This window comes from Methyloversatilis discipulorum (genome assembly GCF_000527135.1).
Classification (GTDB): Bacteria; Pseudomonadota; Gammaproteobacteria; order Burkholderiales; family Rhodocyclaceae; genus Methyloversatilis; species Methyloversatilis discipulorum.
In genome coordinates, this window is the sequence record NZ_AZUP01000001.1 from 2,472,922 (window position 1) to 2,486,679 (window position 13,758).

A 13,758-nucleotide genomic window follows, 5' to 3' on the forward strand; every position below is an offset into this window, starting at 1 on the left:
CCGGGGCGGCCGGATGCCATGCCGTCAGTTGCCCAGGCCGAGCGAGGTCTGCGTAAACACCGCCGCGCCGCTGACCTTGTTGATGCCGCCAATGCCGCTGTCGAAGGTGTAGACCATGCCGGCGCGCTCGGCCCCTGCACCGGCAAAGAAGCCGTGGAAACTGCCGCTGGGCGGGCTGAACGAGCACCCGCTGCAGTTCGAGAACGAACCCGAGAAGGCCGCGGTGCCGCTGTTGATGCTGCCCGACCCGGTCAGTCCGAAGGTGGTGGCACTGACCGTGACATTCATGCCGACACTGAGCGTGTAGGCCGAGAAGTCAGCAGTCATCGAGCCGCTGACCGCGCCGCCGCTCGCACCGCCTGTCGTGGTCGGCGTGGTGTAGCCGCTGAGCGAGTAGGTGCCGCTCGCACCGCCCAGCGCTGCCAGATCCGGCGTCGGTCGGCCGGCGATGTAATGCACGTCGAGCAGTGTGTCGCCGGCGCAGTCGAACTCGCCGGAACACGATCCGCTGGTCCAGCGTCCCCAGCCGATGATGCCGTCCTGATGCGCTTCGGCGACCGATGAGGCCTGAATGTCACCGTTCGAATTCGACGCCGACACCAGCGCATTGCCCTCGAAGGAGGCAGTCGCCGAATCCAGCATGACGTCGCCGCCATAGCCACCGTACTGGTCGACGTACTGGCCATAGACGTAATAGCCGTCACCGGACTGCAGGCCGCCAGCATAGCCGTCCAGCACGTCCAGCCCGCCGCCTTCGCTGCGGTTCTCGGACACCAGGAAGGTGTCGTCTCCCTGCGGCGGCGTCAGGTTGCCGCTGTTCGACGGCGGCGGCGGCGGCAGGTCGGTCTTCACTTCGGTAATGACAGGCGGCGTGCTCTGGTCAGCGACATAGGCGCTCTGCCCATCGGACACCGTGAGGCAGCCGCCTCCATTGCAGACATCGACCGCGCCATCGCCGGTCGTCACGTTGATGCTGTTGCCGTAGACGACGGAGAACTCGGTGCCGCGGATGCCGATGGTAGCGACCGAGGTGGTGAGCTTGTAGTTGCTGCGGTTGCCCTTGCCGACCAGACCGGTGATGGTGCGCAGGCCGCCCTTGATCAGGCTGAAGAAGCCACGGTCTTCGGTCGGCTTGCCGGCAAACGCGTACTGGTCGATGCGGAACTGCGTCTGCGGCTGCAGCGACACCAGCGAGCCGTCGGTGAAACGCATCTGGGCGCGACCGCTGCCGGTGTCCACGGTGTCGCCGCTACCCACCTGGGCGCCGCGTGCGAGCACGCGACTGCTGCCGTCGGCTGCCAGCGCGCGCACGTCGCCCGATGTGAATTCGACGCGCGCCGCCGTATCGGCCATCGCATGCAGCGGAAAGGCCAGTGCGATGGCGAGCGCAAGGCGTGCGGGAGTGAAGGGTTTCGCCATGGCGCTCTCCTAGAACGTGCGGCGCACGGCGAGCTGGGCGACGCCGCGACGGTATTCGTTGAGGTTGATGCTGGAGTCGTTGCGCACCAGAGACACCGACGGCGTAAGCAGCCACTGCTTGGCAAAGGCGTAACTCGCGCCCAGCGACAGCGAGGTCAGGTTGTCGTCACGTACCCGGGCGAAGATCGGGTCGACATTCTTGTACTCGCGCGCTTCGTGCGCCAGCGCACCGAACAGCATCCAGCGCTCGTCCAGCGTGTGCTGAGCACCGACGCGAAAACCGATCACGTCGTTGGCAGCGATGTTCACGCCGGAGGGCAGGTCGTTGCGCCCGGTTTCGGCGCCGAGGTAGAAACTGCCGAACAGCATTGTGCGATCGTTCGGCAGCACCAGCGCGTGACCAACGCCATAGATGTTGCGATTGACGTCGCGCACGTCGTTCGTGCCTTCGTAACGCAGACGGCTTTGCTGGGCGAACACGGTGGTCTGGTTGCGCGCGTCGTGCGTGTGCTGCCACTGCAGCGAGCCGCCGGTGTAGTCACGCAACTTGTCGTCATCGACCTCGAACATGCCGAGCTGCAGCGCGGCGGTGATCCGGTTCGCACCACGCGACCACGACACACCGGCGTTACCGTCCAGCGCCGTGGTGTCGAAACGTGACTCGCCGCCGTTGAAGCGCGCGGCGCCGGTGGCGCCGGCGAGGAAGGCCCATTCGCGATTCAGCGGCACGCGCGCATTGACACCGCCGGACAGCGCGCCGAACCACGCATCGCGGCTCTGGCTGGCGGGGTCGAGCAGGAAGGCGCCCAGACCCGGCACCGCGACCGCGTTCTGCGAGGTCGCGCTGTTCACGTTGGTATCACGCCCGACCGCCGCTTCGATGAAGCCGGAATAGGACGGTTTGCCTGTATCGGGGGCGCGGTCGATGGCAGAGAGCAGGCGATCGATGGCACGGGCGACCTCCGGCGGCACGTTCTGATTGCGCACCGTTTCCAGCTCACGCCGGGCGCCGACCGATTCGCCGAGCGCCAGGTAGGCGCGGCCGATTTCGGCACGGGCACGCGCGTTGTCCGGCTGCACGGCGAGCACGCGTTCGAGCGCGAACACGGCGAGCGTATGCCGCCCCGTTTCAAGCGCCGAGATGCCCAGCAACAGATCGAACTGCGGATCACCCGCCCGCTCCGACTCCTGCGGAGACAGCAGCTGGTAGGCCGCCGCGTAGCGCCCGGCCTCGATGTGCGCGGCCGCCTGTTCGGTCAAGGATTGAGCATGCGTGGCGACCGACGCGCCCAGCAGCAGTGCAAACAGCAGCGGATGTGTTCTTTTTTGTGCGCGCATGCGCCCTCCTTGTTGTCGCATGACCGACAACTGACTGACCGTAACGGTCGGATGATTGCATTTCATTGATTGAAAAACAATAGCTTGCGGGGTCTTATTAAGGTTGATTCCTGAAGAAAGCCGTCATTTCTCACATCTCGCGAGCACGATCAGTGCCGGTCCGCCGGATAATTCGAGACCCGAACCCGACGGAGTCCCCATGAATCTGCGCGCATTGTGTTTCGTGTCGATGTTGATGCTCTCCCCGGTCGTCACGGCCATCGAAGTCGAAGGCACGCGTTTCGATCCGACGACGCGACTGTCTGATTCGACGCTTCAGCTGAATGGCGCCGGCGTGCGCACGCGCTTCATCATCAAGGCCTATACCGTCGCGCTCTACCTCGGCGCACCGGCCGACAGCCTGGACGCGGCAATGGGCGCAGCAGGCCCGAAGCGCATCGAGATCGTGCCGCTGATGAGCTTTTCCGCAACGCAATTCACCGAACCGCTGGTCAAGGGCATGAAGAAAAACCTGCCGCCAGCGGAATTCGAAGCGATGCAGCCGCGCATCCGCGCTTTCGTCGACGATCTGATGGCGGTGCAGGAGGTGAAGAAGGGCAGCCGCATCGGCCTCGAATGGCTGCCCGGTCGGGGCACCCGTGCCGTGATCGACGGCAAGGAGGTCAGCAAGACCGTCGAGGGCGACGATTTCTACCGCGCACTGCTCGCCATCTGGATAGGCCCGAAGCCGACCCAGGACGACCTGAAGCAGCAGTTGCTCGGCGCCAGACAGGCGCAATGATGAAGGATGCCGACGCAACCGACTGGGACGCGGTGGTCGCGGCGCCCGGCTTCGCGCTGGGTATCCGCACCGCGGACGATGCGCTCACGCTGATCGAGTTCCTGCCGCCGCAGTCGCCGCAACCGGCGCGCACGCCCCTCGCTGCTGAAGCCGCACGCCAGATCGACGCCTACCTGCGCGATGCCCGGCATCGCTTCGATCTGCCGCTGGCTCCCGGCGGCAGCGCACATCAGAACGCGGTGTGGGCGGTGATGCAGCAGATCGCGGTCGGCGACACACTGACCTATGGCGAGGTGGCGCGACGGATCGGTTCCGCGCCGCGCGCCGTCGGCGCGGCCTGCGGCGCAAATCCGCTGCCAGTCGTGATTCCCTGTCACCGCATCGTCGGCGCGGGTGGCGCACTCGGCGGCTTCGCGCACGCAACGCAGGGCTTTCTGCCCGGCATCAAGCGCTGGCTGCTCGCACACGAGACCGCGACGCGCGAATTCAGGCTGTCGGCGAACGCCCCCGCTCTATCGTCACGCCGACCTGACGCACGTCCTTCATGATGCCGGTCTTGGCGATCGAAATCCTGACCCATGACGCGCGGAAGTCGTTCAGCATCATGTTGATGACGAACTCGCCCAGCGTTTCGAGCAGATTGAAGTGGCGCTGCGCCAGTTCGGCGCGGATGCGATTGACCACTTCGGCGTAGTCGATCGTGTCGTTGATGTCGTCGTTCTGGGCCGCGGCGTCGGGCACGCCGAAGGTCATGCTGATCTCCAGCTGCTGCGTGTGCGCACGCTCGCGCGCGTAGATGCCGACCGATGCGGTCACCTTCATGCCTTCGATGAAAATACAGTCCATGTCTGCCCAGTTGCCCGTGTCGAACTAGAATTGCCGGATTCTACGTCCGACCCGTCGCCCATCGTGAATTCAGCTTTCAGCATCGCCATCGCGATCGCCCTCGGTTACGCACTCGGCTGCATCCCCTTCGCCGTTGTCAGCAGCAGGTTGTTTGGCCTGGCCGATCCGCGCACCTACGGCTCAGGCAATCCCGGCGCCACCAACGTGCTGCGCTCCGGCAACAAGAAGGCCGCGCTGCTGACGCTGATCGGCGACGCGCTGAAGGGCTGCATCGCGGTATGGCTGGTGCGCGCGCTGGGCATGGGCGACAGTGCCGCACTGCTGGCGGGCGTGGCAGCCTTCGTCGGACACGTCTTCCCGGTCACGCTGGGTTTTCGTGGCGGCAAGGGTGTGGCGACCGCAGCTGGCGTGATGCTGGCTGCCGAGCCGATGGTGGGCCTGATTGCATTGGGCATCTGGCTGGCGGTTGCGCTGATCACCCGCTATTCGTCGCTGGCGGCGCTCGTGGCGGCCTGCAGCGCGCCGATCAGCGGGCTGCTATACACGCAATCCGCCATCGTCTGCGGCGCGCTGGCTGCGATGTCGGGACTGCTGATCTGGCGTCATGCAGACAACATCCGCCGGCTGATGAATGGCACCGAAAGCCGCATCGGCGGCAAGAAGGCCCAGAACGCGGGCTGACCCCGCTCAGAGCGTGTCGAGCGGCCAGCGCGGCCGCACCGCGATGGCGTGTTGCGACGACGACGCTGCCACGCCCGCAGCCAGCCGCTGCGCGCCGGCGAAGGCGATCATCGCGCCGTTGTCGGTGCACAGGGCCAGTTCCGGATAGAACACGCGCCCCTTGCGCTGCGCCAGTTCGACGTCGAGCCGCGCGCGCAGACGCCGGTTGGCACCGACCCCACCGGCGACCACCAGCTGATTCAGCCGGGTATGCCGCAGCGCAGCCAGCGACTTCGCGACCAGCACATCGACCACCGCTTCCTGGAACTCGGCCGCCAGATCGGCGCGTCCGGTCTCGTCCAGGCCCTTGTTCACCGCGTTCAGTACGGCCGTTTTCAGCCCGGAGAAGCTGAAATCGAGATCGCCGCTGCCGAGCATGGGCCGCGGCAGCTTCAGACGTCCCGGCGTGCCCTGCTGCGCCAGCGCCGCCAGGTGCGGTCCGCCCGGATAGGGCAGTCCGAGCAGCTTGGCCGTCTTGTCGAAGGCCTCGCCGGCCGCGTCGTCCAGCGTCTCGCCGAGCATTTCGTAATCGCCGACCGCCGACACGCGCATCAGCTGCGTGTGGCCGCCGGACACCAGCAAGGCGACGAAAGGATAGGTCGGCGGGTCGGCGGACAGCAGCGGTGACAGCAGATGCCCTTCCAGGTGATGAATGGGGATGGCTGGCTTGCCGAGCGAGAAGGCAAGCGATTCGGCAAACGCCGCACCGACCAGCAGCGCGCCGGCCAACCCCGGCCCCGCCGTGTAGGCGATGGCGTCGATATCGCCGGCGGCAATGCCGGCTTCGGCCAGCACCTGGCGATACAGCGGCACGATGCGCCGCACGTGATCGCGCGACGCCAGTTCCGGCACCACGCCGCCGTACGCCTGGTGCAGATCGATCTGCGAGTGCACGGCGTGCGCGACCAGGCCCCGCTGGTCGTGGTACAACGCCAGCCCTGTTTCGTCACACGACGATTCGATGCCAAGTATCCACATGCGACGCATTGTACTTGCGTGCCCCACAAATCGGACTTGGCACATCGCCGGCACCGAGATATACTCGCCGGCTTTCCGTTATGCATCCGCTTGCATCGAGCAGCGGGTGCGCCATTGAGGGCTGTTTGTATGCCGGGTATTCGCGTCAAGGAAAACGAGCCGTTTGAAGTTGCGATCCGCCGCTTCAAGCGCACCATCGAAAAGGCTGGCACGCTGACCGAACTGCGTTCGCGCGAGTTCTACGAAAAGCCGACGGCTGAGCGCAAGCGCAAGCTGGCTGCCGCGGTGAAGCGGCACCACAAGCGGCTGCGCAGCCAGACCCTGCCGCCGAAGCTGTACTGATCGCCGGGCCCTGCAAGGCTGCAGGGCTTGAAACCAAAAAGCCGGATGCGCAGTGACGCATTCGGCTTTTTGTGTTTGTTGCTTCCCTTCAACCGCTGCTGCGAGTGACACCATGAGCCTGAAGGAACAGATCAGCGAAGACATGAAGACCGCGATGCGCGCTAAAGACAGCGCGCGTCTGGGCACCATCCGCCTGCTGCTGGCCGCGATCAAGCAGAAGGAAGTGGACGAGCGCATCACGCTCGACGACACCCAGGTCACGGCGGTGATCGACAAGATGCTGAAGCAGCGTCGCGATTCGATCAGCCAGTACGAAAGCGCCGGCCGCCAGGATCTGGCGGACGCCGAGAAGTTCGAACTCGAAGTGCTGACCGCCTACATGCCGCAGCAGATGAGCGCGGACGAAGTACGTGCCGTCATCGCCGAGGTGATCGCAGCGGTGGGTGCCGCCGGCCCTGCCGACATGGGCAAGGTGATGGGTCCGCTGAAGGCGAAGTTGGCCGGTCGCACCGACATGGCGCAGGCGTCCGCACTGGTGAAGGCCGCGCTGAGCGGCAACGCCGGCTGAGCAACCGCGGGATGATCCCGCAGTCCTTCATCCAGGAACTGCTCAACCGTGTCGACATCGTCGACGTGGTCGAGCGCTACGTCCCGCTGAAGAAGGCCGGCGCCAACTATCAGGCCTGCTGCCCCTTCCACAGCGAGAAGACCCCCTCCTTCACGGTCAGCCCGGCCAAGCAGTTCTACCACTGCTTCGGCTGCGGTGCGCACGGCAGCGCCATCGGCTTCCTGATGGAATATTCCGGACTGAGCTATCCGGACGCGATCGAGGAACTGGCGCGCAACGCTGGCATGACCGTACCGCGCGAAGACTTCACGCCGGAAATGGCACAGCGCCGCCAGCAGGCGGCGTCGCTGACCGAGGTGATGGCGCGCGCCGCACAGCATTACAAGCAGCAGTTGAAAAAGAGCCCGCGCGCGATCGACTACCTGAAAGGCCGCGGGCTCTCGGGTGAGATCGCCGCCCGCTTCGGCATCGGCTACGCACCGGACGACTGGCAGGGCCTGCGCGAAGCCTTCGACGATTACGAAGCTGCAGCGCTGGCCGAATGCGGGCTGGTGATCGATGCCGAGCCGTCAGAAGGCCAGAGCAAGGGCCGACGCTACGACCGCTTCCGCGACCGAGTCATGTTTCCCATCCTCGACGCACGGAACAACGTGATCGGCTTCGGCGGCCGCGTGCTCGACCGTGGCGAGCCGAAGTACCTGAATTCCCCGGAAACGCCACTGTTCTCCAAAGGCCGCGAACTGTACGGCCTGACCCAGGCGCGCGCCGCGATCCGCGACAACGGCTTCGTGCTGGTGGTCGAAGGTTATATGGACGTGGTGGCACTGGCCCAGTTCGGCGTCGGTAACGCGGTCGCGACACTGGGCACGGCGACCACCCCCGACCACATCCACAAGCTGTTCCGCCAGACCGACCGCATCGTGTTCTGCTTCGACGGCGACCGCGCCGGACGCAAGGCCGCGTGGCGCGGCCTCGAATCAGCGCTGTCGGAACTGAGCGACGGACGCAGCGCATCCTTCCTCTTCCTGCCGACCGAACACGATCCGGACAGCTTCGTGCGCGAACAGGGCGCCGAACGTTTCCGTCAGCTCGCACTGTCTGCACAACCGCTCAGCGAATACCTGCTGCACGAACTGCAGTCGCGCTGCGACACGCGCAGCGCCGAAGGGCGCGCGCAGTTCATCAACGAGGCCAAGCCGCTGGTGACGCAGATTCCTGCCGGTGCGTTACGCACCCAGCTGCTGCACCTGCTGGCGCCGGCCGTCGGGCTGTCGGCGCAGGAGCTGGCCGAAGCCTGCGGCCTGCGCATGCCGCGCCGAACCGGCCGCTACAACGCACCGCCGGCGCCGGCCGCACCGCGCGTCGCACCGACGACGCCGGCGCGCAAGCTGCTGTGCATGCTGATGCAGCGCCCCGCGCTCGGCAGCAAGGTCGGACACCTGGAAGACATCGACGACGACCCCTGGCTGCGGGCGGTGCAGGCGATCGCCGACTGCATCGAGCATGGCGACATCGATGCCGGCAATACGGCGGCACTGGTGGAGTACTTCAGGGACGGCCCGCACGGACCGTTGATCGAGGACGCGGTCGCCGCGGCGATCGACGACCCGGCGGACGAAGGTGCGTTGCCGCACATGTTCGACGACACCCTGCAGCACCTGAGGAAGACGGGAATTTCCCGCGCAATCAACCATCTGACGATGCTCGGTCGTCAGACGCCGCTGACCGCAGAGCAACAGGCCGAACTCGGCCGTCTGCTCAGGGAGAAGGCGCGGACTTGAAAGACGAGAAGCCAACCCCTAAAACGGGTATAATGACGGGTTTTCCCTGTCGACCGCTTACATAGGTCGGGCTCATTGCCGGCCCGGTACGACGGGGTCCTGTGCGCAGGCGGACGGCAATCCGGTGAGGGTTTTGCCTTGCCGGGTTCGCCGCTGGTTACACGCAGATCTGAGGATATACATGGTCGCCAAGGACAAGTCGAAGGATACACGCAAGCAGGCTGAAGTCGCAGAAAAGCCTGTTGCAGCCGCAAAGCCCGTCACCGCCCGCGGTGCAAAGGCCGCCAAAGACGCCAAAGCCAAGGATCTGAAAGCGAAGGCGGGTTCCGCCGAAGCGAACGCCCTACCGATGGACGCCGATCAGCGGCGCCTGCGTCTGAAGACGCTGATTGCGCTGGGCAAGGAACGCGGTTACCTCACCTACGCCGAAATCAACGATCACCTGCCGGACGACATCGTCGACGCCGAGCAGATCGAATCCATCATTTCGACCTTCAACGACATGGGCATCCGTGTCTTCGACGAAGCACCCGCTTCGGAAGACCTGCTCATGGGCGAGAACGCGCCGGCCGTGGTCGACGCGTCGGAAGTCGAAGAGGAAGCCGAACAGGCGCTGTCGACGGTCGAATCCGAATTCGGTCGCACGACCGATCCGGTACGCATGTACATGCGTGAAATGGGTACGGTCGAACTGCTGACGCGCGAGGGCGAGATCGAAATCGCCAAACGCATCGAGGACGGCCTGCGCCACATGATCCAGGCGATTTCCGCCTGCCCGACGACCATTGCCGAAATCCTCGACATGGCCGATCGCGTCGCGCGCGAAGAGATGCGCATCGACGAACTGATCGACGGCCTGATCGACCCGAACGCGGTCGAGGAAGAGGAAGAAGCGGCCGCCAGCGCCGAAGCGTCCGACGAAGAGGACGAGGACAGCGACGAAGAGGACGAGGACGGCGAAGGTGGCGCGATGAGCGCATCGCTGATCCAGCTCAAGGCCGACGCGCTGGAGCGTTTCGAAAGCATCCGCGCGCTGTACACCAAGATGCAGTCGACGCTGGACAAGAAGGGCTCGCAGGACAAGACCTATCTGAAGCTGCAGAAGCAGCTGTCGGATGAGCTGATGAACATCCGCTTCACCGCGCGCATGATCGAGAAGCTGTGCGACTCGGTGCGCAACATGGTGGAATCGGCACGCAAGCACGAGCGCAAGATCCTCGAACTGTGCGTCGACAAGGGCAATATGCCGCGCGCCCACTTCATCAAGGTGTTCCCGGGCAACGAGGTAAATATCGACTGGCTCAAGGGCGAAATCACCGCGGCCAAGTCGAATGGCGCGCAGCTGCTGCGTGCCGCCCCCGCCATCATCGAGGAACAGGGCAAGCTGATCGACATCCAGGACCGCATCGGCCTGCCGCTGAAGGAACTGAAGGACATCAACAAGCAGATGTCCACCGGCGAAGCCAAGATGCGCCGCGCCAAGCGCGAAATGACCGAAGCCAACCTGCGTCTGGTGATCTCGATCGCGAAGAAGTACACCAACCGCGGTCTCCAGTTCCTCGACCTGATCCAGGAAGGCAACATCGGCCTGATGAAGGCGGTGGACAAGTTCGAATACCGTCGCGGCTACAAATTCTCGACCTACGCGACCTGGTGGATCCGCCAGGCCATCACGCGTTCGATCGCCGATCAGGCGCGCACCATCCGCATCCCGGTGCACATGATCGAGACGATCAACAAGATGAACCGCATTTCGCGCCAGATCCTGCAGGAGACCGGTGCCGAGCCGGATCCGGCGACGCTGGCCATCCGCATGGAAATGCCGGAAGAGAAGATCCGCAAGATCCTGAAGATCAGCAAGGAGCCGATCTCGATGGAAACGCCGATCGGCGACGACGACGATTCCCATCTGGGCGACTTCATCGAGGACACCGCGACGCTGGCGCCGACCGACGCTGCGCTGTTCGCCAGCCTGCGCGACATCACGAAGGAAGTGCTGGACAGCCTGACGCCGAGGGAAGCCAAGGTGTTGCGCATGCGCTTCGGCATCGAAATGAACACCGACCACACGCTGGAAGAGGTCGGCAAGCAGTTCGACGTGACGCGCGAACGCATCCGCCAGATCGAAGCCAAGGCGCTGCGCAAGCTGCGTCACCCGTCGCGCAGCGAAAAACTGCGCAGCTTCCTCGACACGGAAACCTGATTTTCGTGTGAAACTTGAGCGACCCCATCGTCACGGAAAACAACAGGGAGGCCTACCGTGAAGACCATCGCTCAGGTGATAGAAGGCAAGCAGGGTCCGATCGCGACCGTCGAAGCGGACAACACGGTCATCAGCGCGCTGCGCGTGATGGCCAACCGCGGCATCGGTGCCGTGCTGGTGACCGACAACGGTGCGCTGGCCGGCATCTTTTCCGAGCGCGACTATGCGCGCAAGGTGGTGCTGCAGGGCAAGGATTCGGCCACCACGCCGGTGCGCGACATCATGACCAGCAAGCTCATCCATGTGACGCCGGACATGACGGTCGATCAGGCGATGCAGCTGATGAGCGACAAGCGCATCCGTCACCTGCCGGTGCTCGACCCAGCAGGTTCGCTGGTCGGCGTCGTGTCCATCGGTGACATGGTCAAGGAAACGATCGAGTACCAGCAGTTCCTGATCAAGCAGCTCGAAAGCTATATCGCGAGCTGACCTTCACGGCGGGAGCGCGAACGCGCTCCCGCACCCCTCAGAGCACCTTCCCCACCAGCGGCACCGTCATTTCCGCTTCGCTCGTGCCCCCATGCACGCCGATTAGCCGGTGCGCACGTTCGCCCGGCACGGTGTCGCGCAAGGTCCAGTCCGCCTTCATTTCCAGCGTGTAGTCGCCGATGCGCTCAAGCAGGCGCGGATGCGGCTCGCCCGGACCGAAACGCCCGGCCGCGACGAGGTCGCTCGATCGCCACGGGATGCAGGCGCAGTCCAGCGCCTGCAGCGCACCTTCGAAATCGCGCGCCCGACCCGGCTTGAGGTGACAGAACACCGCGCGCCGCTCGCCCGACAGCGGACCGGCGAGACAGTCGGCCAGCGAAGGCAGGTGTTCGACTTCGATCAGGCGCTCCGTCGGCGCATCGATGAAGCCGTGGTCGGCCGTCACCAGCAGCTGAACGCCGCAGCCCGCCATCGTCGCGGCCCAGGCGGCCAGCGCGGCATCGGCCGCACACAGTAGTGCGCGCGCGCTGTCGGAGGCGCATCCGCGCACGTGGGCGCAATGGTCGAAGTCCGGCCAGTAGGCGTAGACGTAAGCAGGCGGTGACGGGGCACGCAGCGCGTCCGTCAGCGCAGTAAGCATCCCCTCCAGTCCGGTATAGCCGACGACCCCCGCACCGGCGCTGTGCAGCGTATTGAACGGCGAGTGCGCAATGTCGGCGGGCGAAATCACCTGTGACGCCGCAGGCAGCGACGCGAACACGGACGGCGCCCGGCACACCCGCGCCAGCACCTCCTCCTGCGAACAGGGCAGCTCGCCGTCGCCGCGCAGTGTGACCGGCAGGATGGCGAGCACGCGACCGTCCAGGCTCGGTTCGGTACAACGCAGGTGCCAGCCGGTCAGCCCATGCACCGCCGGCGGCCGCGCCGTCATGAAGGTGGTGATGGCCGCGGCGGTGGTCGACGGGAACACGGAAGTCAGCGTCGTCATGCAGTGCCGGCGCAGAAAGCTGTCTTCCGGCAGCAGTTCGAGCTGCTTCATGCCAACGCCGTCGAGCACCAACAAAACGACGCTGCGCGCGTCACGCCAGGCTGACGCGTCCACATCGCGCAAGCCCTCGCCGGCGCTCCCGCCACCGCACGCGCGCACCACATCCTGCATCAGATCGGCGATCGACCCGCCCTCGAAATCCGGCCACATCGTCCGGCACCCTCCTCCGAAACCCGCTCCGCAGGCCCCGATACGGCGCCCCTTTGCTATAGTACCGCTCCCTTCCGGGCCTCTAGCTCATGCTTGGTTAGAGCAGCGGACTCATAATCCGTTGGTGCTGGGTTCGACTCCCAGGGGGCCCACCAGATCGCCCGCCCCAGCCCGCACGCGGCTGGGGCCCCCCGCTCCGGCCGCCCGCCCATTGATCGTCATCAAGCCCCCCGCGGCCGGCGCCTAAAAGCTCGCCGATTTGCGGCACACTGTCGCCTTGGTAATCAGTCGGCATTTCGGCAGGGGGTGATGGGCAATGGCAGTCGAACTGTTCAACAACGGCAAGCACGTCTGCCTGGCCTTCTACGATCTGGTCGACGAAGGCGCCGACCATGCAGTGCAGTGCAACCAGTTCCTGGTGGTGGACGGCGAACACGGCGCGCTGATCGACCCCGGCGGCAACATGACCTACACCGGGCTGATGATGTCGATGCAGCGCTACTTCCCGTCGAAGGACCTCGATCTCATCCTCGCCTCGCATGCCGACCCGGACATCATCGCGTCGATGAACAAGTGGATGGTGAGCACTTCGTGCAAGGTGATGATCTCGAAGCTGTGGGCGCGCTTCCTGCCGCACTTCACGACCGGCCGCGACTACACCGCGCGCATCATTCCGATTCCGGACGAAGGCATGCGGATTCCGCTCGGCGGCATGGAAATGCTGGCGCTGCCGGCGCACTTCATGCACTCGGAAGGCAATTTCCAGTTCTACGACCCGGTGTCGAAAATCCTGTTCTCCGGCGACATGGGCGCCTCGATGATCGGTCACAGCGAAGCGCTGCCGCCGGTCAGCGATTTCGACGCGCACATTCCGCACATGTTCGGCTTCCACCGCCGCTATATGGTGTCGAACAAGATCTGCCGCTACTGGGCCAGCATGGTGCGCGGACTCGACATCGACATGATCGTGCCGCAGCACGGCGCCCGCTTCGAGGGCAAGGCGATGGTGAAGCGCTTCGTCGACTGGATAGAAAACCTGCCCTGCGGCGTCGACCTGATGACGCAGGCTCACTACAAGGCGCCCTGAACCGGCGC

The 13,758-nt window shown here is 65.2% G+C and carries 14 protein-coding genes and 1 tRNA gene; 10 read left to right on the top strand and 5 right to left on the bottom strand.

Annotated elements, in window-relative coordinates:
• Positions 1-24: 24 nt before the first annotated feature.
• Together METFAM1_RS0111490 and METFAM1_RS0111495 are read right to left on the bottom strand one after the other, a co-directional pair.
• Entirely contained in the window at positions 25-1,419 is a 1,395-nt protein-coding gene (locus tag METFAM1_RS0111490) for a FecR family protein (protein WP_019915405.1), read from the bottom strand.
• A gap of 9 nt (positions 1,420-1,428) precedes the next feature.
• The gene (locus tag METFAM1_RS0111495; protein WP_019915407.1) at positions 1,429-2,757 is read right to left on the bottom strand and encodes a tetratricopeptide repeat protein; all 1,329 of its coding nucleotides are present in this window, start codon (positions 2,755-2,757) and stop codon (positions 1,429-1,431) included.
• Between the two features lie 199 nt (positions 2,758-2,956).
• Here METFAM1_RS0111495 and METFAM1_RS0111500 point away from each other — a divergent pair, with 199 nt between their 5' ends.
• Positions 2,957-3,538 (top strand): chalcone isomerase family protein, encoded by a 582-nt coding sequence (locus tag METFAM1_RS0111500; protein ID WP_019915408.1) that lies wholly within the window; start codon positions 2,957-2,959, stop codon positions 3,536-3,538.
• Entirely contained in the window at positions 3,535-4,086 is a 552-nt protein-coding gene (locus METFAM1_RS0111505; RefSeq protein WP_019915409.1) for a methylated-DNA--[protein]-cysteine S-methyltransferase, read from the top strand. Before METFAM1_RS0111500 ends, METFAM1_RS0111505 begins: the two co-directional genes overlap by 4 nt.
• Here the strand turns inward: METFAM1_RS0111505 and folB are convergent.
• Positions 4,025-4,384: a dihydroneopterin aldolase gene (folB, locus tag METFAM1_RS0111510; protein WP_019915410.1), complete on the bottom strand. Its 360-nt coding sequence runs from the start codon at positions 4,382-4,384 to the stop codon at positions 4,025-4,027. The genes METFAM1_RS0111505 and folB overlap by 62 nt on opposite strands.
• A 63-nt stretch (positions 4,385-4,447) precedes the next feature.
• Between folB and plsY the strand changes: the two genes are divergently transcribed.
• Positions 4,448-5,065, top strand: coding sequence for a glycerol-3-phosphate 1-O-acyltransferase PlsY (plsY, locus tag METFAM1_RS0111515; protein ID WP_019915411.1), 618 nt, complete (start codon positions 4,448-4,450; stop codon positions 5,063-5,065).
• A gap of 6 nt (positions 5,066-5,071) precedes the next feature.
• Here plsY and tsaD read toward each other — a convergent pair whose 3' ends face one another.
• Complete coding sequence (gene tsaD, locus METFAM1_RS0111520) at positions 5,072-6,082, bottom strand: tRNA (adenosine(37)-N6)-threonylcarbamoyltransferase complex transferase subunit TsaD (RefSeq protein WP_024300654.1); 1,011 nt, start codon at positions 6,080-6,082, stop codon at positions 5,072-5,074.
• A 129-nt stretch (positions 6,083-6,211) separates the two neighbouring features.
• On the opposite strand from tsaD, the gene rpsU reads away from it, so the two are divergent.
• The 5 genes from rpsU (at position 6,212) to METFAM1_RS0111545 (ending at position 11,465) form a co-directional block, all read left to right on the top strand.
• A complete protein-coding gene (rpsU, locus tag METFAM1_RS0111525; protein ID WP_008061479.1) occupies positions 6,212-6,424 on the top strand; it encodes a 30S ribosomal protein S21 in 213 nt (70 codons plus the stop codon).
• Between the two features lie 112 nt (positions 6,425-6,536).
• Positions 6,537-6,992, top strand: a complete 456-nt coding sequence (locus tag METFAM1_RS0111530; RefSeq protein WP_019915413.1) for a GatB/YqeY domain-containing protein — start codon at positions 6,537-6,539, stop codon at positions 6,990-6,992.
• A gap of 11 nt (positions 6,993-7,003) precedes the next feature.
• On the top strand, positions 7,004-8,773 hold the full coding sequence (dnaG, locus tag METFAM1_RS0111535) for a DNA primase (RefSeq protein WP_019915414.1): 1,770 nt from the start codon (positions 7,004-7,006) through the stop codon (positions 8,771-8,773).
• Between the two features lie 181 nt (positions 8,774-8,954).
• Complete coding sequence (gene rpoD / locus METFAM1_RS0111540) at positions 8,955-10,976, top strand: RNA polymerase sigma factor RpoD (protein ID WP_019915415.1); 2,022 nt, start codon at positions 8,955-8,957, stop codon at positions 10,974-10,976.
• 57 nt (positions 10,977-11,033) lie between these two features.
• Positions 11,034-11,465, top strand: coding sequence for a CBS domain-containing protein (locus METFAM1_RS0111545; protein WP_019915418.1), 432 nt, complete (start codon positions 11,034-11,036; stop codon positions 11,463-11,465).
• Between the two features lie 37 nt (positions 11,466-11,502).
• Here the strand turns inward: METFAM1_RS0111545 and METFAM1_RS0111550 are convergent, their stop codons facing one another.
• The gene (locus METFAM1_RS0111550; RefSeq protein ID WP_019915419.1) at positions 11,503-12,663 is read right to left on the bottom strand and encodes an alkaline phosphatase family protein; all 1,161 of its coding nucleotides are present in this window, start codon (positions 12,661-12,663) and stop codon (positions 11,503-11,505) included.
• A 76-nt stretch (positions 12,664-12,739) separates the two neighbouring features.
• Between METFAM1_RS0111550 and METFAM1_RS0111555 the strand changes: the two genes are divergently transcribed.
• Together METFAM1_RS0111555 and METFAM1_RS0111560 are read left to right on the top strand one after the other, a co-directional pair.
• Positions 12,740-12,818 (top strand) — tRNA-Ile (locus tag METFAM1_RS0111555).
• A 161-nt stretch (positions 12,819-12,979) separates the two neighbouring features.
• Positions 12,980-13,750, top strand: coding sequence for an oxygen-binding di-iron domain-containing protein (locus METFAM1_RS0111560; RefSeq protein ID WP_019915420.1), 771 nt, complete (start codon positions 12,980-12,982; stop codon positions 13,748-13,750).
• The last annotated feature ends 8 nt before the right edge of the window (positions 13,751-13,758 follow it).

Coding starts and splice junctions, on each gene's coding strand:
- METFAM1_RS0111490 (WP_019915405.1), bottom strand. CDS start 1,419: ATGGCGAAACCCTTCACTCCCGCACGCCTTGCGCTCGCCATCGCACTG.
- METFAM1_RS0111495 (WP_019915407.1), bottom strand. CDS start 2,757: ATGCGCGCACAAAAAAGAACACATCCGCTGCTGTTTGCACTGCTGCTG.
- METFAM1_RS0111500 (WP_019915408.1), top strand. CDS start 2,957: ATGAATCTGCGCGCATTGTGTTTCGTGTCGATGTTGATGCTCTCCCCG.
- METFAM1_RS0111505 (WP_019915409.1), top strand. CDS start 3,535: ATGATGAAGGATGCCGACGCAACCGACTGGGACGCGGTGGTCGCGGCG.
- folB (WP_019915410.1), bottom strand. CDS start 4,384: ATGGACTGTATTTTCATCGAAGGCATGAAGGTGACCGCATCGGTCGGC.
- tsaD (WP_024300654.1), bottom strand. CDS start 6,082: ATGTGGATACTTGGCATCGAATCGTCGTGTGACGAAACAGGGCTGGCG.
- rpsU (WP_008061479.1), top strand. CDS start 6,212: ATGCCGGGTATTCGCGTCAAGGAAAACGAGCCGTTTGAAGTTGCGATC.
- METFAM1_RS0111530 (WP_019915413.1), top strand. CDS start 6,537: ATGAGCCTGAAGGAACAGATCAGCGAAGACATGAAGACCGCGATGCGC.
- dnaG (WP_019915414.1), top strand. CDS start 7,004: ATGATCCCGCAGTCCTTCATCCAGGAACTGCTCAACCGTGTCGACATC.
- rpoD (WP_019915415.1), top strand. CDS start 8,955: ATGGTCGCCAAGGACAAGTCGAAGGATACACGCAAGCAGGCTGAAGTC.
- METFAM1_RS0111550 (WP_019915419.1), bottom strand. CDS start 12,663: ATGTGGCCGGATTTCGAGGGCGGGTCGATCGCCGATCTGATGCAGGAT.
- METFAM1_RS0111560 (WP_019915420.1), top strand. CDS start 12,980: ATGGCAGTCGAACTGTTCAACAACGGCAAGCACGTCTGCCTGGCCTTC.